Genomic DNA, 26187 nt, shown 5'->3' with positions numbered 1-26187 from the left:
AATTATCGCTTTAAAGCGCGGTATGACCACTGATTTTATAAAGCAAGGCCCCATAATAGGTGGTGCTGCACTATGGGGATGGTAAGATCAGGCGAGTTATAAGAAGAGCCAGATGAGCCGGCGCAATGTTTATGAGGTTTGGTATGGATGTTAACTGTGATGTATGTTTTCATAAATGCAGGCTTTCGGAAGGTCAGACTGGCTTTTGCAGAGTCAGGAAGAACGAAGGAGGCCAGATAAAGTGCATAAATTATGGGGTGCTTACATCGATAGCGCTTGATCCTATTGAGAAAAAGCCTCTTGCAAGATTTCATCCAGGGTCTCTTATTCTATCTGTTGGAAGCTTTGGATGTAATCTAAGGTGTCCTTTTTGCCAAAATTATGAGATCGCTCAGGCAGGGATGGACTCTGATAACAGGGTGATGGCTGGGAGCATATCTATATCAAAAAGAGAGCTTGATACGAAGATACTAATGCCGGATAAGCTGTGCGAACTTGCTGAGTATTACGTTCCAAGAGGCAATATCGGTCTTGCTTATACCTACAACGAGCCGCTTACTTTCTGGGAGTATATTGTAGATACGGGCAGGCTTGTACATCAAAAGGATATGGTCAATGTTCTTGTTAGTAACGGTCATGCGGATATACATATTTTGGAAAAAGTCCTTCCTTATATCGATGCTATGAATATTGACCTTAAATCTTTTTCCAAAGAGATATATAAAGGGAAACTTGGCGGAGACCTTGAACAGGTGATGGATTTTATAAAAAGAGCTGCAGCCGATACCCATCTTGAGATCACAACTCTGATAGTCCCCGGGATAAGTGATAGTCTTGAAGATATAGAGAAAATGGGCAGATGGATCGCTTCGATCAAGTCTAAGGACGATATCGTGTGGCATATCACAAGATTTTTTCCAAGGTACAAGATGGAGAGCGAAGTTCCTACGGATATAGATCTTGTCTATAAGTGCGCAGAGGTTGGAAGAAGATATGTAAAGTATGTTTATACCGGCAATTGCTGATGATAATAGCAGATGAGCTTCAAAGCATTATTTTTGTAAAAAGGTAATGTTTTGGGGCTTTTTTTACGATAAAAGTAATGTACGGTTCTATGTACGTTTATTAAGGTCGCAGGTTATGGGCCGGGAAGCTTTGCTTGTTTTGGATTCTAGGAGATAAGCGGCTATCTGTATCGGCTTGGTTTTCTTGGTAAGTGAATGAAAGGAGTCTCCATGGAAGGTGTAAGTGTTCAGGATATGCTCGGAAAAGATTTGTCGGAAGCTAGTGTTGATGATCTTCTTGCTGCAATGAAAGAGAACGAGGGCGGCGAAGCAGTTGCAGAGGCAGCCGATGATATTGCTCAGGCTCAGGCCGCGGTGGAAGCTGCGATGGCTCTTGATAATATACCTTTGGATCAGCCTATTCCTGATATGCCGGTGGCAGAAGCACCGGCAGTGGATGCTGCACCTGTAGTAGAAGAGATGGTAGCTCCGACGGTAGAAGAAGCTGTGGCAGCACCACCAGTAGAAGAGGCAACGGCCATGCCAGAGATGCCGGTTATGGAAGAAGCACCGGCAGTAGATGCAGTGCCTCCAGTAGAGGAGATGGCAGCACCACCGGTAGAAGAGGCAGCAGCCATGCCAGAGATGCCGGTTATGGAAGAAGCACCGGCAGTAGACACAGCGCCTCCAGTAGAGGAGATGGCAGTACCTCCGGTAGAAGAGGCGGCAGCACCTCCGGTAGAAGAAGCAGTTGCACCACCGGTAGAAGAGGCAGCGGCAATGCCAGAGATGCCGGTAATGGAAGAAGCACCTGCAGTTGATGTAGCGCCACCAGTTGAAGAGATGGCAGCACCTCCGGTAGAAGAAGCTGTTGCACCACCGGTAGAAGAGGCAGCAATGCCAGAGATGCCGGTAATGGAAGAAGCACCTGTAGTTGATGTAGCGCCACCAGTTGAAGAGATGGTAGCACCTCCGGTAGAAGAAGCAATTGCACCACCGGTAGAAGAGGCGGCAGCAATGCCAGAAATGCCGGTAATGGAAGAAGCACCAGCAGTTGATGTAGTGCCACCAGTTGAAGAGATGGTAGCACCTCCGGTAGAAGAAGCAGTTGCACCACCGGTAGAAGAGGCAGCAATGCCAGAAATGCCAGTAATGGAAGAAGCACCTGCAGTAGACGCAGCACCACCAGTAGAGGAGATGACAGTGCCACCGGTAGAAGAGGCAGCAGCCATGCCGGATATGTCAGTAATGGAAGAAGCGCCGGCAGCAGACGTAGCACCACCAGTGGAAGAAATGGCAGTACCACCTATGGAAGAAACCATGGCACCGCCAGCAGAAGAGGAAGCAACTCCTGTAGAAGAGCTTTCTCTTATGGATGAGTCCGGTGCATCAGAGGATACTGAAAATACAGATATCTCAGGATTCCTTAACGAAAATGATTATGAATATGTTGCTGTTACAACAGGCAATGTAACTAAGTATATAGTCAAGAAAGTAGGCGGAGCTATGTGCGTTCAGTATGAGGACGGTGAATTCGTAGCTTTTAACCGCAACTATGAGCATGAGGACTACAGCACTTATGGCGGTATATTGTTCTCTTTTATCAAAGAAGCTATACAGGGAACTGGTTGCGAGAACCTGATCCGTCATAAAGGAACCAATATTAATTAAAAGATGATCTTTAAACGGGCCGTGTTACTACGCGGCCCTGAAAGGATTATATGGTAGTTAGAGACTATAAATCAATAACACAAGATGTTCTCGAAACAGACAGACTGATATTAAGACCATGGAAAGAGTCGGATGCTCCGGCTCTTTTTGCGATAGCAAGTGACCCGGATGTTGGGCCCAATGCCGGATGGCTCCCACATGAAAGTGTAGAGTATAGCCGCACAATAATAAGAACTATCTATTTAAGAAGAACTGTATTTGCGATAGTTCCTAAGGCTGGACTATATGATAATATGGGGATGCCGATTACTGCCGGAATTCCTATAGGCAATGTAACTCTGGCAATGGGTCCTAACAAAGCCAGAGGAACCAAAGAGAATCAAGCTGAGCTTGGCTACTGGCTTGGACGTAGGTACTGGCATATGGGACTTGCATCAGAAGCGGCTTTCAAGCTAATTTGTTACGGATTTCGTAATTTAAATCTTGACCAAATATGGTGTGCATATTACAAAGGAAACACTAGATCTAGGAGGGTTATGAAGCGCCTTGGGTTTTACTGGCATCACACGATAAAGAGCTCTTACAATCCTATGCTTAAAAGGTCTCAAACCGAGTATTATAACTGCTTTACGCGTGATGACTTCGAACAATTATATGGAGAAAAAGGCATAATTTACGAATAAAAAACAAAAGCCGGAAGGTTTTTGTACAATTTGTCCATATATTCAAAACGAAAATTTTTTGCGTATTTTCGTATCAAAAACTATTACATTTTCATTAAAAATGTGCTATAATCTTTTTATGATTTGACCTGCAAATCATCCTTGCAGGTCATTATTATTAAAGTTTATAGTAAACGCTTACATATTTCGTTCGGATGGTCACAAAGAGAGGTGGAAATGCTTAGTATAGGAGATGTTGCAGTTTATGGAAATCATGGGTTGTGCAAGGTAGCAGACACACTTGTTCCATCATTCCTTCCTAAGGGAAGCGAGAAGATGTATTACCAGATGATTTCTGCTATTGACAGCGGTGGTGTTTTGTATGTTCCTATGGACGGCGCTGAGGACAAGATGCGTGAGGTTATTTCAGCAGAGATGGCTGCTGATCTTATTGACGGACTCGATGATATGAGCCTTACAGATCTTCCTGTTGGAAAGAAGGCTGAGGCTGTTATTTCAGATATTTGTAAGAAGAACGAGGCTGAAGATATGCTGAGTCTTATCAAGACTTTATACCATATCAAGGCTGTTCGTGCTGCAGAAGGCAAGAAGTTTGCTTCTGTAGATGAGAGATATCTGGGAGTTGCTGAGAAGCTTTTCTATTCTGAGATTGCATATGCACTTGATATGGAATTCGAAGAAGCTCGTGAGAAGATCACAGGTATTCTTGCACAGCTTCCTCTTGAAGCAGACAAGTAAATATATATTTAATATATGGCCGGCAGAGCTTTTCGCTTTGCCGGTTTTTTATTGCCTAGGGCGCATACTGATATCTGGTAGATTTTGACCTTAAGCATATACCTTCAAGGATAATACTAAGGTTGAGTAGGAAGTTATAGATAGTTTACATGAATAGTGCGTTAAAGTGTGATAAAATAGATGCAGTTTTAGAAGGGAAAACATAAACTTATGATAAGTCCGATAATTAAATTATATGATGAAGATGCCTATACTACCTCGTTTGAAGCAGTAGTTGTTAAGAGTGATGTGATCACAGAAGGCGATCACAAGGGAGCAAGGAAGCTCCTTCTTGACAGAACAGCTTTTTTCCCTGAAGAGGGAGGACAGGAGGCTGACTTTGGAACCATAAACGGAGCTCAGGTTCTTGATGTTCAGATTGAAAAAAGTGAGGAAGGTGAGCTGATATTCCACACAGTAGTTGCTGATATTGAAGCCGGTGAAAGCGTTCATGGCGTGGTTGACTGGGATCACCGTTTTGATCAGATGCAGCAGCATTCAGGAGAACATATCTTCTCCGGGACAGTTCACAATAAATATGGCTATGACAATGTTGGCTTTCACCTTAGCAGGCAGGTAGTTACAATGGATTTTAACGGTCCTTTGGATGATGAACAGGTGCTTGAGATAGAGAGAAAAGTTAATGAAGTTATAGTCCGAAATCTTGATATAGAAATCTCATGGCCTTCAAAAGATGAGCTTGATAAGCTCCAGTACAGAAGTAAGAAAGAACTTGAAGGTGATGTAAGGATAGTCACGATCCCAGGAGTAGACGTGTGTGCCTGCTGTGCTCCCCATGTCAGAAAGACTGGAGAGATTGGATTTTTGAAGGTGCTAGGCCGTCAGAACTATAAAGGCGGTGTCAGGATCTTTATAGAATGCGGATTGAGAGCCTTAAAGACTCTTGGAAGGGAACATACGCTTATCCAGGATCTTGCCGGATCTTTGACAACTTCTATTGAGAATGTCCCCGGACAGGTATGCAAACTTAAAGACGAATTGTATGAAGTAAAAGGCAGTCTTCAAAAGGCTAAGGCAGAGCTTTTAAGTTATAAACTCAAGGAGATTCCTAAGAATCAAAAGAATGTCACGGTCTTTGTACAGGATATGGACAATAAGTCTATTCAGAATGCTATCAATGATCTTACAGTGTCTCATGCGGGTTTTTGCAGCTTTTTTGTCTTGACAGAGAATGGATATAGGTTTGTAAGCGGCATTGCAGACGGCGATGCCAGGAAGGTTGCGGCAGCTTTAAAACAGAGATTTGGTGCTAAAGGCGGTGGCTCTGACAAAATGGTTCAGGGAAGTATGCCCTATGCACCGGAGGATGAGATCAGAAAAATTATTGATGAAATAGAGGACTGATATGGATAATGCTTCAGAATACCGCAGGGGACTTAAAAACGGCATACCGATCTGCACAGGATATATAGCGGTTTCTTTTGCTTTTGGAATAGCTGCCGGAAGTAAGGGCCTTACAACTCTTCAGGCAGTGATCATGTCTATTACTAATGTAACTAGCGCAGGACAGTATGCATCGCTTGATTCTATAAGAGATGGGGTGTCTCTTGTGGAAATGGCGATACTGCAATTTATCATAAATCTTAGATACATGCTCATGTCTACAGCGCTTACTCAAAAGCTGTCTCCTAAAACAGGCATCATTCACAGGATGTGTATTGCTTATGGTGTGACAGATGAGATATTTGCGCTGAGCGTACTTAATAAAGGAGAGCTAAAGCCTGCATATTCATACGGACTCATCAGCATTTCTGTTTTTGGATGGATACTTGGGACGTTTTTGGGAGCCTTTGCCGGACAGATTCTTCCGCCGATACTTATCGCTTGCCTTGGTCTTGCGATATATGGGATGTTCATAGCGATCATCATTCCGCCTTCCAGAGATAACAAGGCTGTGATGTGCGTAGTAATATGCGCTATGCTCTTTTCCTGCATTATGACCTTTGCACCGGTTCTTAAAAATCTCAAATCAGGCATGAGGATCATCATTGTAACAGTGATCATAAGTACGCTTGCGGCAGTATTTTTCCCTGTCAGAAGTGCGGAAGACTAGACTGCTTAAAAAAGAGGACAACTATGTACAATGTATATGTTTATATTTTGGTTATGGCTATAGTTACTTATCTTATCAGGGTAGTTCCACTTGCTCTTATAAGAAAAGAGATCAAAAGCCCATTCATAAAGTCATTTCTTTTTTATGTTCCGTATGCTACACTAGCAGCGATGACTTTTCCTTCTATACTTATGACGCAGGGACTTAGCCTTGCAGCAGGGATAGCCGGACTTGTAACAGCACTTGTTCTTTCCTATCTAAGGAAGAATCTTCTGACTGTTGCTGCATGTGCCTGCGGAGCAGCTCTTGTAATTGAAGTACTTATTAATGTATTATGAAGGGAATAGACATTTATCCATGAATGGTTGTTTTAGAAAGGATTTTAATATATGCGTATAGGAATGGGATACGATGTTCACCGCCTTGCAGAAAACAGAAAGCTTATAATCGGCGGCGTTGACATCCCTTATGAAAAAGGACTTGATGGACATTCAGATGCGGATGTTCTTGTTCATGCAATAATGGATGCGCTTCTTGGCGCAGCAGCTCTTGGAGATATAGGTAAGCTTTTTCCGGATACAGATCCTGAATTTAAAGGAGCTGATTCTATGAAGCTTCTGGCTGAAGTTGGCAGAAGGCTGGATGAGGCACGTTTTATAGTAGAGAATATTGATGCTACCATTATCGCTCAAAGACCTAAGATGAGACCTTATATTGACACTATGAGACAGAATATTGCTGATGTTCTGGGACTTGATATCACTCAGGTCAATGTTAAGGCTACTACAGAAGAGGGACTTGGGTTTACTGGATCTGGAGAAGGTATATCTTCTCAGGCTATATGCCTTCTGACAACTCCTATGGATGCACCGTCAAGGAATGCGACATTCCAGACCGGTGAAGCGTCAAGCGACGGAGGCTGTGCAGCCTGTCCGGGATGTGGTATGAACTCTTGATCATCAAGAGGTTAAGTTTGAAAATGTTCCATTTTCAAAACCAAATTAGTGTTGCAAGCTCCACTAATTTGAACCATTAGTCACTCGCTTTGCTTGTGGCATGAGGTTATTTTAATAGAAATACAGAAAATACTACATACGGAGAATAATAAAATGGCTCATAAGTTTACTTTTTATAATACACTTTCCAGAAATATAGAAGAGTTTAACCCCAGAGAAGAAGGCAAGGTATCTATGTATACCTGCGGACCTACTGTTTATCATTATGCGCATATCGGTAATATCAGAACTTATATCATGCAGGATGTTCTTATCAAATCCCTTATGTATGCAGGTTATGACGTTAAGAGAGTTATGAATATCACTGACGTAGGACACCTTTCATCAGATGCTGATACAGGCGAAGACAAGATGCTTGCCGGTGCTAAGAGAGAGCACAAGAGCGTTATGGAGATTGCCAAGTACTATACAGATGCTTTCTTTGCAGATTTTGATGCTGTTGGCAATAAGAGACCTGACGTGATAGAGCCAGCTACTAATTGCATCCCTGAGTTTATCCATATGATTGAAGTTCTCCTTGAAAAGGGATATGCATATGTTGCCGGAGGCAATGTTTACTTTGATACCAGTAAGCTCAAAGATTATTATGTTTTCTCTTCAGAAGTCGAGAAAGAGGCTCTTCAGGTTGGCGTTCGTGATGATGTAGAAGAGGATGCCAATAAGAAAAACAAGACAGACTTCGTCCTTTGGTTTACAAAGTCCAAATTTGAAGATCAGGCACTTAAGTGGGAAAGCCCATGGGGCGTTGGATATCCCGGATGGCATATAGAGTGCTCATGCATCGCTATGAAGCATCTTGGTGAATATATCGATATCCACTGCGGCGGCGTTGACAATATTTTCCCTCATCATACCAATGAGATCGCTCAGTCTGAAAGCTATTTGGGACATGAATGGTGCAAATACTGGTTCCATTCCAATCACCTTAACGATCAGTCAGGCAAGATGAGTAAGAGTAAGGGTGCTGTACTTACAGTATCTGTACTCAAAGAAAAAGGATATGATCCGCTTGTTTACAGATTCTTCTGCCTGCAGTCTCATTACAGGAAGCCTCTCGTATTCTCATTTGATGCACTTGATCAGGCAGCAGCTACATTCAATAAGCTTGTAAAGAGAGTAGCTGAACTTAAGGATGACGGAGCTGTAGATGAAGCTGTACTTAAGGACTTTGAAGCAAAGTTTGCAGACAGCGTATGCGGTGATCTTAATACTGCAATGGCTATCACTATATTGTATGATGCTCTTAAAGCCGATACTAATGATAAGACCAAGCTTGCTATCATAGAAAGTTTTGACAAGGTTCTGTCACTTGATCTGATAGCTCATGCTAAGGCTCTTTCTGAAGAAGGTACAAGTGTAGATCCTGAGCTTGAGAAATATGTACTTGATGCTATTGAGAGAAGAGCACAAGCCAAGAAGGCTAAGGATTTTGCAACAGCAGATGCTATCAGAAACGAGCTTCTTGAGAAAGGTATTGAGATCAAAGATACAAGAGAAGGCGTAGTATGGAAAAAGGTCTGAATGATTACAATATAGGCCCTGATAGTGAAATTATGGATGAATCTTGCGAAAGTGCCTGCATAAACAGCAGTGATATAGCTGACCTTGCAGGTGTTATCCGTGATTCATTCGGACTTAAGAAGATAGATATGAGAACGTATTCACCACTTGCGCTTGCATTTATAGGTGATAGCGTATATGAGATAATAATACGTTCTCTTGTTACTGAACAGTCCAACAGGCCTGCCAATACCCTGAACAAGGCCAAGGTGCACTATGTTAATGCTGCAGCTCAGGCATTTATAATAGACTCTATCATGGACAGATTGTCTGAAGAAGAAGCTGCAGTGTATCATAGAGGAAGGAATGCCAAGTCCTACACAAGTGCCAAGAATCAGTCGGTGATCGATTATCGCAAAGCTACAGGGCTTGAAGCTTTGTGTGGTTATCTGTATCTGGCCGGGAGACTTGACAGAGTGCTGGAGCTTGTACAATATGGTGTGAAGCTTCTTGATTCTAAAGATGGGAAATAATAGTTTATAAACAGTTTACTCTTGGAGATATATATGAGAGATAATAGTAATTTTAGAAAAAATGATCATAAAAATGATAGCAGGAATGGTAATAGAAAAGACGAAAGACATGGCAGAAGTCTTGGCAGAGTCTCAGATAGATATAACAGCAGGGAAGACGATAGAAAACGCCGCCCTGTAAGAGACATGGCAGATGATGCTGTGGACGAAGAGATTGAGGTTCCGGAGAATTCTCTTGCTATAGAAGGAAGAAATGCAGTAGTAGAAGCTTTTAGAAGTGGTAAGACTATAGACAAGCTCTACGTTCTTGATGGATGCACAGATGGCGCTGTATCTACTATCCGTCGTGAAGCCAAAAAGGCTGGAACTATCGTTAAGTTCGTTTCAAGAGAACGTCTTGATCAGATATCTATAACAGGTAAGCACCAGGGAGTTATCGCTTTTGCTGCAGCATATGATTATTCTGAGATAGAAGATATATTCAGCAAGGCAGAAGCTGAAGGAAAGGCTCCTTTTGTTCTTATTCTAGATAATATCGAAGATCCTCACAACCTTGGAGCTATCATAAGAAGTGCCAATGTTGCAGGAGCTCATGGTGTTATCATACCCAAAAACCGCGCAGTTGGCCTTACAGCTACAGTGGCCAAGACTTCTGCAGGCGCGCTTAACTATACACCTGTTGTAAAGGTTACCAATATCTCTAAGACCATAGAGGACCTCAAAAAGCGCGGAATGTGGTTTGTATGCGCAGACATGGATGGCAAGCCTATGTATGATCTTGATCTTACAGGCCCTATAGGACTTGTTATAGGCAATGAAGGATCAGGCGTTAGCAGACTGGTAAGAGAAAAGTGTGATATGATCGCATCTATCCCTGTTAATGGTGAGATCGAATCCTTGAATGCATCTGTTGCTGCCGGAGTCCTTGCATACGAGATCGTACGTCAGCGCAGAATGAAGAAATAAGAGACAGATACAGATCTTACAGGTCGCGATCATTAGTGTTTATAAACTAAGGCGTAAGACTTAATTCTGCATAATGTGGAATTTACTTTTACATTCAATCCATGATTAGTATAATGATAAAATGTACTTGCGTATTTGAACGATTTATGTTATTATTACAAAGCTGTCTATGTGGACAGCAGCACAGTCGGAAATTGTGCATTCAAAAAAGATGCGGAATTTTTCGAAAGTTTATTCAGATATAGAAAGGTGAGTAAAAAATGAAGCAGGATTTACAGCCAGAATTCTATCAGGCAACAGTTACATGCAACTGCGGCAATACTTTCACAGTAGGTTCCACAAAGAAGGAGATTCACGTAGAAATTTGTTCTAAGTGCCATCCATTCTACACTGGCCAGCAGAAGGCAGCTTCAGCTCGTGGTCGTATTGACAGATTCAACAAGAAGTACGGCATCAAGACAGAAGCTTAATAGAGCAAGACTTTGCTTGAGATTCAGTAAGGATCCAATGATGAGGTTGAGGCAAGAGCCTCAGCCTCATTTTTTATAGGTGCGCCTAAGCGCGTACCTTCTGCAAATTACTAGATGGGGGATGACTATATATGAAAAAGAAGATTACCCATTATTCGGGAATTGGAGGACAGGCAGTACTTGAGGGGGTTATGATGCGCAATAAGGACCTTTATGCAGTCGCTGTTCGCAAACCCGATGGACAGGTACATGTCGAAATAGATGAGTATCATGGTATTTTATCAGGATCGCCTCTTCTTAGGATTCCATTTATACGAGGAATTTTTGTTTTTATAGATTCACTTGTTCTTGGTACTAAGGCTCTTAACAGATCTGCGGACTTTTACGAGGATGAAGAAGAGGATGCTACAGGCGCTGACAAGGCGGCTGATGCTGTTACGGGCGGTAATGGAGATAAGTTTTTCTCTGTTTTAACTACGATATTTGCATTTGCGCTTGCTATAGGTCTTTTTCTGATACTTCCCGAAAGACTGTCTGCATGGATGAATACTTACCTTCAGAGTCAGGCGCTTCAGGCTGTAGCTGAGGGTATTATAAGAATTGCTATCTTCATTTTGTATATTCTTGCTATCACACTTATGCCTGATATTAAGAGGCTTTTCAGATATCATGGAGCTGAACATAAGTGTATTAACTGCATCGAATCAGGGCTTCCGCTTACTGTATCCAATGTAAAGCGCTCCTCTAGATTCCACAAAAGATGCGGAAGCAGTTTTATACTATTTGTTCTTGTTGTAAGTATCATATTGTTTATGTTTATCAATACCGAAAGCGTAGCGATGAAGCTTCTGTATCGTATATTGCTTCTTCCTGTTGTTTCGGGCATATCCTACGAACTTATCCGTTTTGCAGGTAAAAGTGATAATCCGGTTATATCTATTATCTCTAAGCCGGGACTTCTTCTTCAGCGTCTGACTACCAAGGAGCCGGATGATTCGATGATCGAAGTCGGTATTGCTTCTGTAGAGGCTATTTTCGATTGGAAAACCTATCAGAAGGATGTTTTCGGATTTGATTTTGCTGATGAAGATGAGGAAGATGTTCTGGAATGATTTATTCAGATATTTATAAAAATGCATCCATTAGACTAAAGGAAGCCGGTGTGCCGGAGTATCAGCTCGACGCCCGGCTTCTTCTTGAATATGTATGCGGCACTGATTATAATACGCTTCTGGTTCATGGAGACAGGGATGTGTCGCCTGAAGAAGAAAAGAAGTATAATGAACTTATAGAAAAAAGAGCGTCCAGGGTCCCTCTTGCCTATATAGTAGGATATCAGGAATTTATGGGACTTACATTTGATGTTAATGAGAATGTACTTGTGCCGAATCAGGATACAGAGACTCTTGCAGAAGAAGCATTGAGAGAACTATCTGACGGAATGCGCTTTATGGATCTTTGCACAGGATCCGGATGCGTTGCGCTTAGTATTCTTAATTATACCAATGATACAAGCTGTGTCATGACAGATATATCCGATAAGGCTATAGAAGTTGCGACAGGTAACAGGGACAGACTTGGTTTTAGCGATAGAGCTGAAATTGTTAAGACGGATCTTTTTCCACAAGATGACGATAAGAAGTTTGATATGATCGTATCAAATCCACCTTATATCAGAACTGATGTTATAGCCACGCTCCCTCCTGAAGTGGGCAAGGGCGAGCCGTATATAGCGCTTGACGGCGGACAAGACGGCCTTATATTCTATAGACGCATAATTGAAAATGCACCTAAATGGCTGTATACAAGTGGCTGGCTTATGATGGAGATAGGATATGATCAGGGCGATGCTGTTGCTGGCCTTATGAAAGATGGCGGATTCCATGAAGTGGAAGTCATAAAAGATCTGGGCGGCAATGACAGAGTTGTAAGAGGATGCCTGTATTAGTTTTGGTAAATTAATGTGATTGAATAGATTGGATTTATTATGTTAGATAAACTTGAAGCTATATTGCACAGATATGAAGAAATCGGAATGGTACTTACTGAACCTGATGTGGCATCAGATGCTGACAGATTCAGAAGACTTATGAAAGAACAAAGCGATCTTACACCACTTGTTGAGAAGTATTTAGAGTACAAAAAGTGTAAAGAAGCTATAGAAGACAGCATGCAGATGCTGGAAGAAGAGACAGATCCTGAGATGAGACAGATGCTCAAAGATGAGTGCAATGAAAACTCAGAAAGACTTCCTTTGCTTGAACAGGATCTTAAGATACTTCTGATACCTAAGAATCCGGATGATGATAAGAACGTAATCGTCGAGATAAGAGCAGGCGTAGGCGGAGATGAAGCTGCGCTCTTTGCGTCTGACCTATATCGTATGTATGTTAAATATGCTGAAAGTAAAGGCTTTAGAACATCACTTATCAACGTTGAAGAAATAGGTATAGGCGGAATGAAGACTGTAAGCTTCATGGTTGAAGGAAGCGGTGCCTATGCTAAGCTTAAATATGAAAGCGGAGTTCACAGAGTACAAAGAGTACCTGTTACAGAATCCGGCGGAAGAATTCATACATCTACAGCTACTGTAGCTGTTATGCCTGAGGTTGAGGATGATGTTGATATCGATATACCTCCGGAAGATGTTCGTATGGATATTACAAGAGCATCAGGTAATGGTGGTCAGGGAGTTAATACTACAGACTCTGCTGTAAGACTTACCCACCTTCCTACAGGTATAGTCATCTATTCACAGACAGAGCGATCACAGCTTCAGAATAAGGCTAAGGCATGGGCTCTTCTTCGTGCCAAGCTTTATGATCTTAAGATCCAGGAGCAGCACGACAGTGAAGCTGAGCTTAGACGCAGTCAGATAGGAACAGGAGACCGATCTGAGAAGATCCGTACATATAATTTCCCTCAGGGAAGAGTTACAGACCATAGGATCAAGGTTACACTTCACAGAATAGAAGATGTACTAAACGGTGATCTTGATGAGCTTGTAGATGCTCTTACAACTGCAGATCAGGCTGCAAAGCTTCTGAAGATGCAGGAATGATCTGGTCAGTATGCTAACCATACTTTGATCTGATTGTGAGCATACGCTCATAACATTAGTAATGTGGTGTTCAGATAGATATGTGATCTGATATTCTTGTATAGGAGGCTGATCATGAATGCTGAGCTTAAACAGGAACTGATAGACTGGGGCGTTAACTGGGAAGAAGTCAAAGCACGTCTTGTAGGTAATGAAGATCTGGTTGAGAAGTTCATGCTCAAATTTATAGATGATCCTAGTATGGAAAGACTTAAAAAGGGCCTTGATAACAACGATCCCAAAGAAGCTTTCCAGGGAGCTCATGCCCTTAAAGGTGTAGCCTCAAACCTTGCTCTGGAAGGTGATGGTTTTCTTAATCAGATCAAAGAAATAACTGAGATCTTAAGACCCGAGAGAATAGATAATGCTCCTCAAGTCTATGAGAAGTTAAGACCAAAGTATGACGAGCTTATAAGAATTCTTAGTAAATATAAATGATACTTTTAATAAAACGCCTGTATAGTAGCAGATACTATGCGGGCGTTTTTTGCGTCATATGCGGCGATTGGATATCAAACAGATGCCTGAAAAGAATACTGAAAAAGAATGCTTACTGCTTTCTTCGGATTAGTGTGTATTATATCTCTTCAAATTCGATATTATGAGAAGCAAGGAACCTTTTTATGCTCTCATCCCAGATCTGCTCGTAAGACTTATCTAAAGAGAATGTTCTAATCGCAGCAGCACTTGTTATAGTGGTGATACCTTCTGCAAACTTAACATTAATAACAAATGCTACATCCCTACTTGTAAGAGCTGATCCCTTCTTTTCAAGAAGCGCATCAGTATGCTCGGGCTTAACCTGCATGATAAACTTAAATCCCAAAGGTGTATGACGCCCTTTGATAAGCTCAAAGCATACACTCTTAATATCGCTCCATCTGGATAGCTCATAAGGAGCCTCTTCTGATACAAGATCTCCATAAAACTCTTTATTGATATGCCCATCTATTGTATAAGAGTTGCCGGCCTTAATAACCGCTTCTTCCAAAAGAAATTCATCAAAATCACTTCCCCTAAGCAAAGTGTTCATGAAATTTTTAGTGTGAGTAATCTGTAAAACAATCATTTCTTTCCTCGCAATAAAGATTATCCAAAATAATATCTGTATTATAATATCATTTTTGCCTTAAGAATACTATGACGCATGCAACAAAAGCATTAATAACAGCGCGGCAATGATTTATATTCTATCCGCCTCCCTCACAAAAACTTCAAGGATACTGCACCGCCCTGCTTGCACCGCCCCGGCCGCCTGTTTACCCTCCAGCTGTTAATAAAGCCGTGCCATCACATCAAGTTTTGGTTTACGCATCGTATGTTAGGTGGTATTATGTAGTAATGAGAACTACATTGCTTTATCGGAGGATATATGAGTTTTAAAATTGTATATGACAGCTGCTGCGATTTGCCTGAAGAGTATTATAGTGATCCAAGATTTCAGAGTGTCCCGCTCTCTTTGGAAGTAGGCGATTATCATATCATGGATGATGAGACTTTTGATCAGGCACAGTTCCTTAAACATGTTGCTGAAAGTGAGGAATGTCCCAAGTCAGCATGCCCTTCACCTGATAGCTACATGCAGGCATTTAAGACAGATGCTGATCATGTATATTGTATTACTCTTTCATCTAAGCTTTCAGGAAGTTATAATAGTGCACTTATTGGCAAAGACCTTTATGAAGAAGAGTATGGTGAGAAGGATATCTTTATAGTAGATTCTCTTTCTGCCAGCTGCGGTCTTGGACTTATTGCGCTTAAGATCATGGAATATGAAGAGCAGGGTCTTTCTTTTGAAGAAATTGTAGAAAAGATATCAGCTTTCAGAGATGATATGACTACATTTTTCGTACTTGATAATCTCGAGACACTTAGAAAGAATGGACGCCTATCCGGAATGAAGGCTCTTGTTGCTGCTACACTTAGCATCAAGCCTGTATGTGAAGGCGTAGAAGGAAATATTGTTCAAAGAGGACAGGGAGTTGGCATTCGCAAAGCTCTTGTGAAGATGGTTGACCTTATAGAGAAGGAAAGTCGTGATGTTGAAGATAGAATTCTTGCAGTAGCACATTGTAACAACTTCGAAAGAGCCATGCTTGTGCGTGATATGATCCTTGCCAGAAAGAAATTCAAGGACGCCATAGTAGTTGATACCAGAGGCGTAAGCTCTATGTATGCAAATGATGGTGGTATTATCGTTACTTACTGATATTACAATCCTTTTTCTTTTTTGAGCTGCTCTTTAATATGTTTATTGAATTCAAGCGAAAGCCAGAATTTGTGACCATCATCCATGATCACACTGAAGGCTTTCGTTTTTTGTATGTGTCTTATATTTATGATCGTCAGATCAGAAGCCGGGAGAAGGTAATAGAAAGGCTCCAGATCTTCATAGAACATATAGATAGTGGACAGGATAGTTATGATCTGCCCGTCTACAAGCTTTATTTCGATGCGTCCTCCGCCGTTTTTACAATGAGCATAAAGGATATCATTGCCATTGACATAGATGGTCCCGTTATCATCTCTAAGTTCTATAAGCGGTTCCTTGTTTGATCTGGATTCTTCGCAGATATCAAGAACTTCTCTGAGTCTATTCTTGAGAATGGGTTTGGTCATGAAGATGAAAACTTCTTTTTCTTCATCCGTAGCCAGACTTTCATAATCGATAGCAGAGGAACATAAGATGATCTTGCCGCTTACGTTGATCTTTCTAAGCGACCTTGCAACTTCAATTCCGTTCATTCCGCTCTCAGAGATATTGGTCATATCTATGAAGATGCCGTCATACATCTGCGGAGTCTGCATAAGAGAAGGTATGTTTCCATAAAGATCTATGAAAAATCCCTCCAGACCGTTTTTCTTGTTTGCATCAGATGCGCGCTCCAAAAGCCTTTGCATCTGCTTTCTGTCAGCTATATTGTCATCACAAACTGCTATATGCATGATTTTCCCCTTTGTCCCCTCTAAAAAACATTACATAAATCTGAAGTTTACGAAGTAGCACACTGCTATTACAGATATTACCTGCAGTATAAGAATTGTAGGCATAAAAACTACAAAGTACCAGTGTCTTGTCTTGTGCCTAAAAAAGAACATGCCTATGGTACTTCCGATGCTGCCTCCTATTAAAGCTAAGATAAATAAAGTCGCCTCGGGGATTCTGTAAGAACCTGCCTTGGCTTTATGTTTATCAATTCCCATGGCTGCAAAACCAAGAAGATTGACTATTAAAATATAAGATGTAATGAGAATGATTGAATTCATAGAAATAACCTCATGTCACGAACCAAGTGAGTAGCTAATGGTTTAATCCTCCCCCGAAGATACTAAAGCAAATTGTAACACTTAAAAAGCGCTTATCCAATGTATAGAATACACAAAAAATAGTTAATGAGCAATTAAAAAGACATTCGGAAGTGCAATACCAGCTATTGCCGAATGTCTTTTATAATGATAATGTATGTATTCATTTAAAGAAAGGCTTGTACATATCCGCTCATTTCATTCGTGGATATGAGCGGATAAGTTGCTGTGGCCTATGCTTTTTGATATGATGCAGATTTCAAATGTTACTTTTGACCATTACGTCTTGATATTGATAAGTGGTATTATTTCTTCTTTACAGAGGTCTTTGCTGACTTCTTGGCTTTTTCATCAACTTCCTGCATTTTAAGAGCGCGGACTTTGAGTGAGAGACCGAAGAGATTGATGAATCCGCTTGCATCTGTGTGATCATACATATCGCCTGTTGTGAAGGAAGCGATATCCTGATTGTAGAGTGAGTATGGTGATGTTGTTCCGGCTTTTATGATATTGCCCTTATAAAGCTTGAAGTGAACTTCACCTGTCACGTACTGCTGGGTGCTTTCAATGAAGGCCTGGACAGCTTCGCGAAGAGGTGTGAACCATTTTCCTTCGTATACAATCTGAGCGAGCTTAGCTCCCATTTCCTGTTTGAGAGCATAGGTATCACGATCGAGGATGAGCTCTTCAAGCTGCTGGTGAGCTTCATAGAGGATAGTTCCTCCTGGAGTTTCATATACGCCTCGGCTCTTCATTCCTACAACACGGTTTTCTACTATATCGATGATTCCGACACCGTTTTTGGCACCAAGTTCGTTGAGAGTGCGGATGATGTCGGAGACTTTCATCTTCTTGCCATTAACTGTCTTAGGAACACCTTTTTCAAATGTCATAGTAACATCAGTCTCCTTATCCGGAGCATCCTGAGGTGTTACACCAAGAACGAGCATATGCTTATAGTTGGGTTCCTTAGAAGGATCTTCGAGTTCGAGACCTTCATGGGACAGATGCCAGAGGTTACGGTCACGGCTGTAGCTGTTGCTGTGAGAGAATGGAAGATTGATTCCGTGCTTTTTGCAGTATTCTTCTTCATCTTCGCGGGACTGAAGCTTCCAGTTAGGATCACGCCAGGGTGCGATCACGCGGATATCGGGTGCAAGAGCCTTAAATGCAAGCTCGAAACGGATCTGGTCGTTTCCTTTGCCGGTTGCACCATGGCAGATAGCAGTTGCGCCTTCTTTTCTTGCAATCTCAACAAGACGCTTGGCGATAGCCGGACGAGCCATGGATGTTCCAAGGAGATATTTGTTCTCGTATACTGCATGAGCCTGAACACAAGGTACTACGTAATTGTCACAGAAATCATCTGTTATATCTTCTATATAAAGCTTGGATGCTCCGCTTGCTTTGGCTCTTTCTTCAAGGCCATCAAGTTCATTGCCCTGTCCGCAGTCAGCACATACACATACAACGTCGTAGCCGTAGGTTTCTTTGAGCCATGGGATGATCGCGGTAGTGTCAAGACCACCTGAATATGCAAGGATAACTTTTTCTTTTTTCTTAGTAGCCATTGATAATTCCTCCATTTACTTATGAATAAAAATTCTGTGTGATAATGTATATTTAGTAATGATAAATCTCATATTGTCCATAAAGCTGCCCGATCTTGCATAAAATCTATGCAAATAGATGAGCACTTGTATGTGTGACAAAAGTAAATATACTACTATTTGATGCATAATGCAAGAAGAAAATGTATAAATATTACAATAATTCAAAAATAATGTATAAATATTAAAATATTACTTGCATTATTATACACCCGGTCGTATACTATGACATATATTCTTATGAATGTGACAGATAAAAAGCGCATTCGGTGCACTTTCTTATATAAATAAGTTGGTATACTGGGTATTTTGTTTATACATTTAAGAATGATCAAAAAGAAAATGGAATTTTTACTATTAAATACATTATAATGAAATGGTGCGTTTTAGTAAATTTCCATCACAAAAAACAGAGTAAAATTAATCTGTATTAAGTTATTCAATATCGGATTGATGTAGTGGCTTTTAGATCATTGATCGTAAGTTCAATTAAAGAAAGTAAGACACTGCAATCGGAGGTGTGAAATGATCAAAGTTGGAATTATTGGCGCAACAGGATATGCCGGAGCAGAAATTGTAAGGCTACTTCAGATGCATCCTCAGGCAGAAGTTGTATGGTATGGCTCCAAAAGTTATATAGATCAGAAATATGCATCTATTTATCAGAATCTTTTTAAAATAGTAGATGCAGATTGTCTTGGCGAAGATATGGACAAGCTATCTGATGAAGTTGACGTGATATTCACAGCAACTCCTCAAGGCCTGTGTGCATCACTTGTCAATGAAGATATTCTTAATAAGGTCAAGATCATTGACCTTTCAGCAGATTTCAGACTTAAAGATGTTTCCGTTTATGAAAAGTGGTATAAGATCGAGCACAAAGCTCCAAAGTATATTGATGAAGCTGTCTACGGACTATGCGAGATCAACAGAGATAAGATAAAGGGCGCAAGGATCGTTGCTAATCCTGGATGTTATACGACATGCTCCATTCTTACAGCTTATCCTTTGGTCAAAGAAGGACTTATCGATCCGGATACTCTTATAATAGATGCACTTAGCGGCGTATCAGGCGCCGGAAGAGGAGCCAAGGTAGCTAACCTTTACTGCGAGGTCAATGAAAGTGCAAAACCTTACGGAGTTGCCAATCACAGACACACTCCTGAAATAGAGGAGCAGCTTGGATATGCGGCAGGCAAAGAGATACTTATAAACTTTACACCGCATCTTGCACCTATGAACAGGGGAATCCTTGCAACAGAATATGCAAGCCTTAATAAGATAGATGGTAAGCTCCCTACACCGCAGCAGATCCGTGATGTATACAATAAGTATTATGGAAAAGAGAAGTTTATAAGAATACTTGATGATGGTGTATATCCTGAGACAAGATGGGTGGAAACTTCCAATTATGTAGATATAGGCTTTAAGATTGATGAAAGGACCGGCCGCATCATTATGATGGGCGCACTTGACAATCTTGTGAAAGGCGCAGCCGGACAGGCTGTACAGAATATGAACATTCTGTTCGGACTTGAAGAGAGCATGGGACTTGATATGGTCCCTTGTTTTCCTTAACAATAGAACACGACTTTAGAAAATGCATTATGTCAGTTATCTTATGCAGGCACAGATGGCATTTGATGACTGGCAATGTGATCTTTCTTAAGTCGCCAATATTTAATAGAAATTAAAAGTGTTTTTTCACTTATGGCATGAGGTAAAGTAATGGTTCGTGTAATGACAATAGAAGATTATGACGAGGTATATGCACTTTGGATGTCGATCAAGGGATTTGGGATAAGGAGTATAGATGATTCTAAAGAGGGGATCGAGATTTTTCTAAAAAGAAATCCTACTACATGCTGTGTTGATGTAGAAGATGGCAAGATAGTTGGTGCCATACTGTGCGGACATGATGGAAGACGCGCCTGCATGTATCATGTGTGTGTTTCGCCGGATTATAGGCGAAGACATATAGGACAGCACATGGTTGACTTTTGTCTTAAGGCCCTTAAGGAAGAAAAGATATGCAAAGTCGCACTTAATGCTTTCGTTACCAATGAAGCTGGCAATGCATTCTGGAGCAAGATGGGATGGATCCTTAGAAATGACATGAACTATTACGATCATGTTATTGATCCGGATAATGTTACTATATTTAATATATGATTTTTATTTAATAAAAAAATATGTCAAAAATCATGATTCTATGATGAAGTCAGGAATTCGTAAATAAGAAATACCTACGATAGAATTTGCGATTAATAGATTTGTTTTTTAAAAACGATTGTTTATTTATATTCAGGATGAGGTTTGATATGAAGATTATAGAAGGCGGTGTTACAGCACCAATCGGCTTTAAAGCAGCAGACTTTGCAGCAGGCATCAAATACCAGGGACGTACCGATATGGCTATGGTCTATTCGGATGTGCCATGTGAATGCGCAGGAACATTTACTACCAATCAGGTCAAGGCTGCATGTGTTATGTGGGACAAGAAGATAGTTGAATCAGGATCCAAGATGCAGGCTGTTGTTATTAATTCCGGAATAGCCAATGCATGTACGGGGCAGGAAGGGTTTGATGCCTGCGAAGCTACAGCCAAGGCTGTTGAGAAAGAACTTGGAGTTCCATATGATACAGTAGCTGTTGCATCTACAGGTGTTATAGGCATGCAGCTTCCTGTAGATAAGCTTGTAAACGGAGTGACTGGCATGGCAGGGATTCTGAGTCACGACAAGGAAGCCGGAACCAAAGCTTCTAAAGCAATAATGACAACAGATACCATTAATAAAGAGTATGCTCTTACTTTTGAAGTTGGTGGTAAGACTGTAACAGTCGGAGGTATGAGTAAAGGGTCAGGAATGATACATCCTAACATGTGTACCATGCTTGGTTTTATCACAACAGACCTTTCTATTGACAAAACGCTCATGCAACAGGCACTTTCTAGCGTAGTTAAGGATACCTTCAATATGATAACAGTAGACGGAGATACCTCAACTAACGATACCCTTCTGCTTATGGCCAATGGTCTTGCGGGAAATGATACTATTACTTCCAAGAACGAAGATTATGATAAGTTTTATGAAGCTCTTTTTACTATATGCAGATTCCTTGCAAGGAAGATGGCAGGTGACGGAGAGGGCGCAAGCAAGCTCTTTGAAGCCAAAGTTACAGGAGCAAAGACTAAGGATGACGCAAGAACTCTTGCAAGAGCGATAGTAGGCTCTAATCTTTCTAAGGCTGCAATATTCGGATGCGATGCCAATTTCGGAAGGTTTTTGTGCGCTATGGGATATTCCGGGGCGAAGTTTGATCAAAATGATGTTGAACTCTTTTTTGAAAGTAAGAAGGGAACACTTAAGGTATTCGATCATGGCAATCCGATTGACTTTGATGAAGAATATGCAGTCTCTATTATGAAAGAGGATGAAGTTATGGTAGTTGCCAATATGAATGAAGGAGATCAGGAAGCAACAGCTTTTGGGTGTGATCTTACATATGATTATGTCAAGATCAACGCAGACTATAGAAGCTGAAAATATACCCAAAATATATTTTTACTGATCAAATATGAATGAGTCAGTATGCTGAATGCAAGCTACATAATCAGATCATTTGAGCTAAGGAGAATAAGACAGTGGACAAGGATATGCAGGATGTAATGAAAAAAGCTGAGGTGCTTATCGAAGCGCTTCCATATATTCAGAAATTTAATCGTAAGATAATAGTTGTAAAGTACGGCGGAAGCGCTATGAGCAACGAAGATCTTCAAAGAAATGTGATCCAGGATGTTACACTTCTTAAACTTGTAGGATTTAAGCCTATCATAGTACACGGGGGCGGCAAAGCCATCAGTAACTGGGTTGGCAAAGTTGGCAAAAAAGCTGAGTTCGTAAACGGGCTTAGAGTAACGGATTCAGAAACTATGGAAATAGCAGAAATGGTTCTGTCCAAGGTCAATAAGCAGCTTGTTACAATGGTTCAGGAACTGGGTATCAAAGCTATAGGCTTAAGTGGTAAGGATTCAGGGCTTTTACATGTTAAGAAAAAATATTCGAATGGCCAGGATATAGGATTTGTAGGTGATGTAGATAAGGTTGATCCTGAGATACTCTATGATCTTCTTGACAGAGATTATCTTCCGATCATCGCACCTATTGGTCTTGATGATAATTTTGATACCTATAATATCAATGCAGATGATGCTGCATGTGCTATAGCTAAAGCCGTAGGAGCTGAGAAGCTGGCCTTCCTTACAGATATAGAAGGAGTATATAAGGATATAAATGATAAGACATCTCTTATCAGCCGTCTGACATGCTCGGAAGCAGATGATCTTATAGCTTCCGGCCAGATAGGAGGCGGAATGCTTCCAAAACTTGGAAATTGCGTGTCTGCAGTTAGGGAAGGTGTCAACAGAGTTCATATTCTTGACGGAAGGATACCGCATTGCCTTCTTCTTGAGATCTTCACAAACAGAGGTATCGGTACCATGTTTATGAATGATACAGATGAGCTGACTTCATGTGCTAAATGATCAGAATTTAGTATATAGCATAAGAACGGAAGATATTAAGATCTGACTTTTGGCAAAAAACATATATGGGTTAAGAGAGGAATTAGTTGAATATGTCTGACAAAATGAAAGAATACATAGATGAGGCCGAGAAAGACCTCCTTCATACATATAATCGCTATCAGGTAGTTCTTGATCATGGCGATGGTGTACATTTATATGATATTGATGGTAAGGAATATCTTGATTTTGTATCAGGAATAGCCGTTTTTGCTCTTGGCTATAACAATAAAGAATACAATGATGCGCTCAAAGCTCAGATAGACAAAATTATTCATACATCCAATTATTACTATAATGTGCCTGCAATAGAAGCTGCCAAAAAACTCAAGAAAGTCAGCGGCATGGACCGTGTGTTTTTTACTAATTCAGGAGCTGAAGCTATAGAAGGAGCTTTAAAAGCTGCCCGTAAGTATGCATATCTTAAGGATGGAAAAACAGATCACGAGATCATCGCCTTAGAGCATTCCTTCCACGGAAGGACTTTCGGCGCTTTGTCTGTTACCGGCAATCCCAAGTATCGCGAAGCATTTGAGCCTATGATCGGCAATATACGTTTTGCTAAGATGAATGATTTTGAGAGCATTCTTGAAAACGTTAATGACAAAACCTGTGCTATAATCATGGAGACTGTTCAGGGAGAGGGCGGTATTTTCCCTGCCGAAGAAGAATTCTTAAGAAAAGTCAGAACTTTATGTGATGAAAAAGATATCCTTCTTATACTGGATGAGATCCAGTGCGGAATGGGAAGAACAGGCCATATGTTTGCATGGCAGAGCTATGGTATAAAGCCTGATATCATGACCTGTGCCAAGGCTCTTGGATGCGGAGTTCCTGTAGGTGCATTCCTCCTCAATGAAAAGACCGGACAGAATTCTCTCAAGGCCGGAGATCACGGTACTACATATGGCGGCAATCCTCTTGCATGCGCTGCTGTAAGTAAGGTGCTTGATTTATTTGAGCAGTACAATATAATAGACAATGTGAATTCAGTAGCTCCTTACCTTGAAAAAAGGCTTGATGAGCTTGTAGATAAATATGATTTTGTGACCAAAAGGCGCGGCAGGGGCCTTATGCAGGGACTTGTCTTTGACAGGCCTGTAGCAGATATAATTGTCAGTGCTATGGACAAGGGACTTATCCTTATTAATGCAGGACCTTCTATAATCCGCTTTGTTCCGCCGCTAGTGATATCCAAAGATGATGTAGACAAGATGATAGAGATCCTGGATTCTTGTCTTAGAGAGATCTAAAGACATTTGATGACATCTTTTATCCAGATATCGATGATACTTATTTGTACGTATGCTGCGCCTTAATAATGTTGGGAGATTTTTTGATGAATAAGAAAAAAAGACTTCTGTCAGTTATTATGGCAGTATGCGTACTTTTTGTTACTATGTTTGCGGCAGTTTATGGTGGAAGTGTACTGGCGGATGAGAATAGTTCTTTTTTTGCAACCAAGAAAACAACTATAAGACTCTGGTATGATGATGATGCGCTTACAGATTATCTGCTGCAGCTGTCAGTGACCTATAATGATACACATAAATACACAAGACTTGAACCTACACTTGTATCAGCTCTTGAATATCTTGAGAATATTTCAGCGGCATCAGCTGCCGGTGAGATGTATCCTGATCTGTATATTCTTACTAATGATTCTTTAGAAAAAGCATATCTTGCAGGACTTGCACTTCCTGTTACAAGCGACACTCTTTCAGATACCCAGTATCCATCTGCAGCTCTAAAGAGTGTGACCTATGATGGCAAGTATATCGCATATCCTTATTATTTTGAGACCAGTACACTTATCTATAACAAGACCTATCTTGAGAATGCAGCAAGAGACAGTCTTGAGAATGAATATTATATGGAGAATGTTGAAGATCCGCAGCAGGATGCTGACACTCAGGAATCAGACAGTGCTTCTTTTGAAGGCTCTGTAGAAATATCTGATGATCAGGTCGAGCAGCGTGTCGATGAGATGATCCCTGATACTATAACTGATATTATTGGATTTGCAGAGACTTATAATGCACCTGCAGAAGTTGAAGCGGTATTTAAGTGGGATGTGTCAGATATTTTTTATAATTACTTCTTTGTAGGCAATTATATCAATATAGGTGGAGATGCCGGAGACAATTCACAGCTTATAGATGTATATAATGAAGATGCAATAAGATGCATGGACCTGTATCAGCAGCTCAATCAGTTCTTTGCCATTGATTCAAAAGGCTCATCATATGAGGAGATAATACAGGATTTCATAGGTGGTAAAATCGTATTCACACTGGCTACAACTGATGCTCTTGATACAATAGCTAAGGCACAGGAAGCGGGTGAATGTCCTTATGAATACGGAGTTGTTACAATGCCGTCTCTTACTGATGATATAGGAACGAGAACTATGTCAGTTACCAGATGCATCGTTGTAAACGGCTATTCAGAACACTCTAAAGAAGCGTCAGAGGCAGCGGAATATATCTGCGGACGATATGATGACACTTTATATGAAATGACCGGTAAGGTTTCGGCCAATAAAAATGTTCAGCATTCAGAATCCGGAATCAAGGGCTTTATGGAAGCTTATGAAGGCTCTGTTCCAATGCCCAAGATGATCGCAACATCTAATTTCTGGATGCAGCTTGAGATATCCTTTGAAGAAATCTGGGAAGGCGCAGATCCTAATGAGACACTTAGAAAGGTATCCAGTCAGGTTAAGACCCAGGTATCAGGAAGTGAACAGACTATAGAAGAGTCTCCTATAGATTTTACTAATGATGTTACCTGGACGCAGGCTCAGGAATATTATGATGAGGGAATGACTGAATAATAATAGTTAATACGTTATTGTTTTATATAAAGACTTTGTAAGTTTAAAAGGACTTG

At 40.9% G+C, this 26187-nt stretch carries 27 protein-coding genes; 23 read left to right on the top strand and 4 right to left on the bottom strand.

The window, feature by feature from the left end; all coding sequences use genetic code 11:
* Positions 1-131 precede the first annotated feature (131 nt).
* The 16 genes from amrS (at position 132) to I7804_RS15905 (ending at position 14232) form a co-directional block, all read left to right on the top strand.
* Positions 132-1025 carry an AmmeMemoRadiSam system radical SAM enzyme gene (amrS, locus tag I7804_RS15980; protein WP_248404157.1) on the top strand — a complete coding sequence of 298 codons (894 nt, stop codon included), beginning with the start codon at positions 132-134 and terminating at the stop codon, positions 1023-1025.
* Between the two features lie 210 nt (positions 1026-1235).
* Positions 1236-2675 (top strand): hypothetical protein, encoded by a 1440-nt coding sequence (locus I7804_RS15975; protein WP_248404156.1) that lies wholly within the window; start codon positions 1236-1238, stop codon positions 2673-2675.
* A 50-nt stretch (positions 2676-2725) separates the two neighbouring features.
* Positions 2726-3358: a GNAT family N-acetyltransferase gene (locus I7804_RS15970; RefSeq protein WP_022756234.1), complete on the top strand. Its 633-nt coding sequence runs from the start codon at positions 2726-2728 to the stop codon at positions 3356-3358.
* Between the two features lie 216 nt (positions 3359-3574).
* The gene (locus I7804_RS15965) at positions 3575-4096 is read left to right on the top strand and encodes a CarD family transcriptional regulator (RefSeq protein WP_027205337.1); all 522 of its coding nucleotides are present in this window, start codon (positions 3575-3577) and stop codon (positions 4094-4096) included.
* A 210-nt stretch (positions 4097-4306) separates the two neighbouring features.
* On the top strand, positions 4307-5500 hold the full coding sequence (locus I7804_RS15960) for an alanyl-tRNA editing protein (RefSeq protein ID WP_248404155.1): 1194 nt from the start codon (positions 4307-4309) through the stop codon (positions 5498-5500).
* Position 5501: 1 nt separating this feature from the next.
* Positions 5502-6209 (top strand): AzlC family ABC transporter permease, encoded by a 708-nt coding sequence (locus I7804_RS15955; protein ID WP_248404154.1) that lies wholly within the window; start codon positions 5502-5504, stop codon positions 6207-6209.
* Positions 6210-6232: 23 nt separating this feature from the next.
* On the top strand, positions 6233-6547 hold the full coding sequence (locus I7804_RS15950) for an AzlD domain-containing protein (RefSeq protein ID WP_022754545.1): 315 nt from the start codon (positions 6233-6235) through the stop codon (positions 6545-6547).
* Between the two features lie 51 nt (positions 6548-6598).
* The gene (gene ispF / locus I7804_RS15945) at positions 6599-7165 is read left to right on the top strand and encodes a 2-C-methyl-D-erythritol 2,4-cyclodiphosphate synthase (RefSeq protein ID WP_248404153.1); all 567 of its coding nucleotides are present in this window, start codon (positions 6599-6601) and stop codon (positions 7163-7165) included.
* Positions 7166-7318: 153 nt separating this feature from the next.
* Positions 7319-8746 (top strand): cysteine--tRNA ligase, encoded by a 1428-nt coding sequence (gene cysS / locus I7804_RS15940; RefSeq protein WP_248404152.1) that lies wholly within the window; start codon positions 7319-7321, stop codon positions 8744-8746.
* A complete protein-coding gene (locus I7804_RS15935) occupies positions 8731-9258 on the top strand; it encodes a Mini-ribonuclease 3 (protein ID WP_248404151.1) in 528 nt (175 codons plus the stop codon). Before cysS ends, I7804_RS15935 begins: the two co-directional genes overlap by 16 nt.
* Positions 9259-9444: 186 nt before the next feature.
* Positions 9445-10224 carry a 23S rRNA (guanosine(2251)-2'-O)-methyltransferase RlmB gene (rlmB, locus tag I7804_RS15930; protein ID WP_034463782.1) on the top strand — a complete coding sequence of 260 codons (780 nt, stop codon included), beginning with the start codon at positions 9445-9447 and terminating at the stop codon, positions 10222-10224.
* A 260-nt stretch (positions 10225-10484) separates the two neighbouring features.
* Positions 10485-10694, top strand: coding sequence for a 50S ribosomal protein L31 (gene rpmE, locus I7804_RS15925; protein WP_022754550.1), 210 nt, complete (start codon positions 10485-10487; stop codon positions 10692-10694).
* Positions 10695-10825: 131 nt separating this feature from the next.
* Positions 10826-11806, top strand: a complete 981-nt coding sequence (locus I7804_RS15920) for a DUF1385 domain-containing protein (protein WP_248404150.1) — start codon at positions 10826-10828, stop codon at positions 11804-11806.
* Entirely contained in the window at positions 11803-12642 is an 840-nt protein-coding gene (prmC, locus tag I7804_RS15915) for a peptide chain release factor N(5)-glutamine methyltransferase (protein ID WP_027205331.1), read from the top strand. The genes I7804_RS15920 and prmC overlap by 4 nt, the downstream gene beginning before the upstream one ends.
* A gap of 39 nt (positions 12643-12681) precedes the next feature.
* Positions 12682-13755 carry a peptide chain release factor 1 gene (gene prfA / locus I7804_RS15910; protein ID WP_022754552.1) on the top strand — a complete coding sequence of 358 codons (1074 nt, stop codon included), beginning with the start codon at positions 12682-12684 and terminating at the stop codon, positions 13753-13755.
* A 114-nt stretch (positions 13756-13869) separates the two neighbouring features.
* On the top strand, positions 13870-14232 hold the full coding sequence (locus I7804_RS15905; protein WP_248404149.1) for an Hpt domain-containing protein: 363 nt from the start codon (positions 13870-13872) through the stop codon (positions 14230-14232).
* 139 nt (positions 14233-14371) lie between these two features.
* Here I7804_RS15905 and I7804_RS15900 read toward each other — a convergent pair whose 3' ends face one another.
* A complete protein-coding gene (locus I7804_RS15900) occupies positions 14372-14863 on the bottom strand; it encodes a DUF5721 family protein (RefSeq protein WP_248404148.1) in 492 nt (163 codons plus the stop codon).
* Between the two features lie 303 nt (positions 14864-15166).
* Between I7804_RS15900 and I7804_RS15895 the strand changes: the two genes are divergently transcribed.
* Complete coding sequence (locus I7804_RS15895; RefSeq protein WP_248404147.1) at positions 15167-16003, top strand: DegV family protein; 837 nt, start codon at positions 15167-15169, stop codon at positions 16001-16003.
* A 2-nt stretch (positions 16004-16005) separates the two neighbouring features.
* Here I7804_RS15895 and I7804_RS15890 read toward each other — a convergent pair whose 3' ends face one another.
* The 3 genes from I7804_RS15890 to I7804_RS15880 all read right to left on the bottom strand — a co-directional run bounded on the left by I7804_RS15890 (position 16006) and on the right by I7804_RS15880 (position 18671).
* Complete coding sequence (locus tag I7804_RS15890; RefSeq protein ID WP_027207724.1) at positions 16006-16740, bottom strand: LytR/AlgR family response regulator transcription factor; 735 nt, start codon at positions 16738-16740, stop codon at positions 16006-16008.
* A 30-nt stretch (positions 16741-16770) separates the two neighbouring features.
* Positions 16771-17061: a DUF1294 domain-containing protein gene (locus I7804_RS15885; RefSeq protein ID WP_022754557.1), complete on the bottom strand. Its 291-nt coding sequence runs from the start codon at positions 17059-17061 to the stop codon at positions 16771-16773.
* Between the two features lie 344 nt (positions 17062-17405).
* Entirely contained in the window at positions 17406-18671 is a 1266-nt protein-coding gene (locus I7804_RS15880) for an argininosuccinate synthase (protein ID WP_022754558.1), read from the bottom strand.
* A gap of 564 nt (positions 18672-19235) precedes the next feature.
* On the opposite strand from I7804_RS15880, the gene argC reads away from it, so the two are divergent.
* The 6 genes from argC to I7804_RS15850 all read left to right on the top strand — a co-directional run bounded on the left by argC (position 19236) and on the right by I7804_RS15850 (position 26131).
* Positions 19236-20288 carry an N-acetyl-gamma-glutamyl-phosphate reductase gene (gene argC / locus I7804_RS15875; RefSeq protein ID WP_022754559.1) on the top strand — a complete coding sequence of 351 codons (1053 nt, stop codon included), beginning with the start codon at positions 19236-19238 and terminating at the stop codon, positions 20286-20288.
* Positions 20289-20438: 150 nt separating this feature from the next.
* Positions 20439-20882: a GNAT family N-acetyltransferase gene (locus tag I7804_RS15870; RefSeq protein ID WP_248404146.1), complete on the top strand. Its 444-nt coding sequence runs from the start codon at positions 20439-20441 to the stop codon at positions 20880-20882.
* 149 nt (positions 20883-21031) lie between these two features.
* A complete protein-coding gene (argJ, locus tag I7804_RS15865; RefSeq protein WP_248404145.1) occupies positions 21032-22255 on the top strand; it encodes a bifunctional ornithine acetyltransferase/N-acetylglutamate synthase in 1224 nt (407 codons plus the stop codon).
* A 113-nt stretch (positions 22256-22368) separates the two neighbouring features.
* On the top strand, positions 22369-23256 hold the full coding sequence (argB, locus tag I7804_RS15860) for an acetylglutamate kinase (protein ID WP_034453649.1): 888 nt from the start codon (positions 22369-22371) through the stop codon (positions 23254-23256).
* A 92-nt stretch (positions 23257-23348) separates the two neighbouring features.
* Complete coding sequence (locus tag I7804_RS15855; protein WP_248404144.1) at positions 23349-24548, top strand: aspartate aminotransferase family protein; 1200 nt, start codon at positions 23349-23351, stop codon at positions 24546-24548.
* 86 nt (positions 24549-24634) lie between these two features.
* On the top strand, positions 24635-26131 hold the full coding sequence (locus I7804_RS15850; RefSeq protein WP_248404143.1) for a sugar ABC transporter substrate-binding protein: 1497 nt from the start codon (positions 24635-24637) through the stop codon (positions 26129-26131).
* Positions 26132-26187: the final 56 nt, after the last annotated feature.

The sequence above is a fragment of the Butyrivibrio fibrisolvens genome (assembly GCF_023206215.1).
Taxonomy (GTDB): Bacteria; Bacillota; Clostridia; order Lachnospirales; family Lachnospiraceae; genus Butyrivibrio; species Butyrivibrio fibrisolvens_C.
Note: the sequence above shows the minus strand (reverse complement) of the source record. Positions and strands in the feature narration are given on the sequence as shown.

Coding starts and splice junctions, on each gene's coding strand:
- argB (WP_034453649.1), top strand. CDS start 22,369: ATGCAGGATGTAATGAAAAAAGCTGAGGTGCTTATCGAAGCGCTTCCA.
- I7804_RS15870 (WP_248404146.1), top strand. CDS start 20,439: ATGGTTCGTGTAATGACAATAGAAGATTATGACGAGGTATATGCACTT.
- I7804_RS15890 (WP_027207724.1), bottom strand. CDS start 16,740: ATGCATATAGCAGTTTGTGATGACAATATAGCTGACAGAAAGCAGATG.
- cysS (WP_248404152.1), top strand. CDS start 7,319: ATGGCTCATAAGTTTACTTTTTATAATACACTTTCCAGAAATATAGAA.
- I7804_RS15975 (WP_248404156.1), top strand. CDS start 1,236: ATGGAAGGTGTAAGTGTTCAGGATATGCTCGGAAAAGATTTGTCGGAA.
- ispF (WP_248404153.1), top strand. CDS start 6,599: ATGCGTATAGGAATGGGATACGATGTTCACCGCCTTGCAGAAAACAGA.
- I7804_RS15855 (WP_248404144.1), top strand. CDS start 23,349: ATGTCTGACAAAATGAAAGAATACATAGATGAGGCCGAGAAAGACCTC.
- argC (WP_022754559.1), top strand. CDS start 19,236: ATGATCAAAGTTGGAATTATTGGCGCAACAGGATATGCCGGAGCAGAA.
- I7804_RS15955 (WP_248404154.1), top strand. CDS start 5,502: ATGGATAATGCTTCAGAATACCGCAGGGGACTTAAAAACGGCATACCG.
- I7804_RS15895 (WP_248404147.1), top strand. CDS start 15,167: ATGAGTTTTAAAATTGTATATGACAGCTGCTGCGATTTGCCTGAAGAG.
- I7804_RS15935 (WP_248404151.1), top strand. CDS start 8,731: ATGGAAAAAGGTCTGAATGATTACAATATAGGCCCTGATAGTGAAATT.
- prmC (WP_027205331.1), top strand. CDS start 11,803: ATGATTTATTCAGATATTTATAAAAATGCATCCATTAGACTAAAGGAA.
- rpmE (WP_022754550.1), top strand. CDS start 10,485: ATGAAGCAGGATTTACAGCCAGAATTCTATCAGGCAACAGTTACATGC.
- I7804_RS15965 (WP_027205337.1), top strand. CDS start 3,575: ATGCTTAGTATAGGAGATGTTGCAGTTTATGGAAATCATGGGTTGTGC.
- I7804_RS15905 (WP_248404149.1), top strand. CDS start 13,870: ATGAATGCTGAGCTTAAACAGGAACTGATAGACTGGGGCGTTAACTGG.
- I7804_RS15970 (WP_022756234.1), top strand. CDS start 2,726: ATGGTAGTTAGAGACTATAAATCAATAACACAAGATGTTCTCGAAACA.
- I7804_RS15850 (WP_248404143.1), top strand. CDS start 24,635: ATGAATAAGAAAAAAAGACTTCTGTCAGTTATTATGGCAGTATGCGTA.
- amrS (WP_248404157.1), top strand. CDS start 132: ATGAGGTTTGGTATGGATGTTAACTGTGATGTATGTTTTCATAAATGC.
- prfA (WP_022754552.1), top strand. CDS start 12,682: ATGTTAGATAAACTTGAAGCTATATTGCACAGATATGAAGAAATCGGA.
- I7804_RS15960 (WP_248404155.1), top strand. CDS start 4,307: ATGATAAGTCCGATAATTAAATTATATGATGAAGATGCCTATACTACC.
- I7804_RS15880 (WP_022754558.1), bottom strand. CDS start 18,671: ATGGCTACTAAGAAAAAAGAAAAAGTTATCCTTGCATATTCAGGTGGT.
- I7804_RS15950 (WP_022754545.1), top strand. CDS start 6,233: ATGTACAATGTATATGTTTATATTTTGGTTATGGCTATAGTTACTTAT.
- I7804_RS15900 (WP_248404148.1), bottom strand. CDS start 14,863: ATGATTGTTTTACAGATTACTCACACTAAAAATTTCATGAACACTTTG.
- I7804_RS15920 (WP_248404150.1), top strand. CDS start 10,826: ATGAAAAAGAAGATTACCCATTATTCGGGAATTGGAGGACAGGCAGTA.
- I7804_RS15885 (WP_022754557.1), bottom strand. CDS start 17,061: ATGAATTCAATCATTCTCATTACATCTTATATTTTAATAGTCAATCTT.
- argJ (WP_248404145.1), top strand. CDS start 21,032: ATGAAGATTATAGAAGGCGGTGTTACAGCACCAATCGGCTTTAAAGCA.
- rlmB (WP_034463782.1), top strand. CDS start 9,445: ATGGCAGATGATGCTGTGGACGAAGAGATTGAGGTTCCGGAGAATTCT.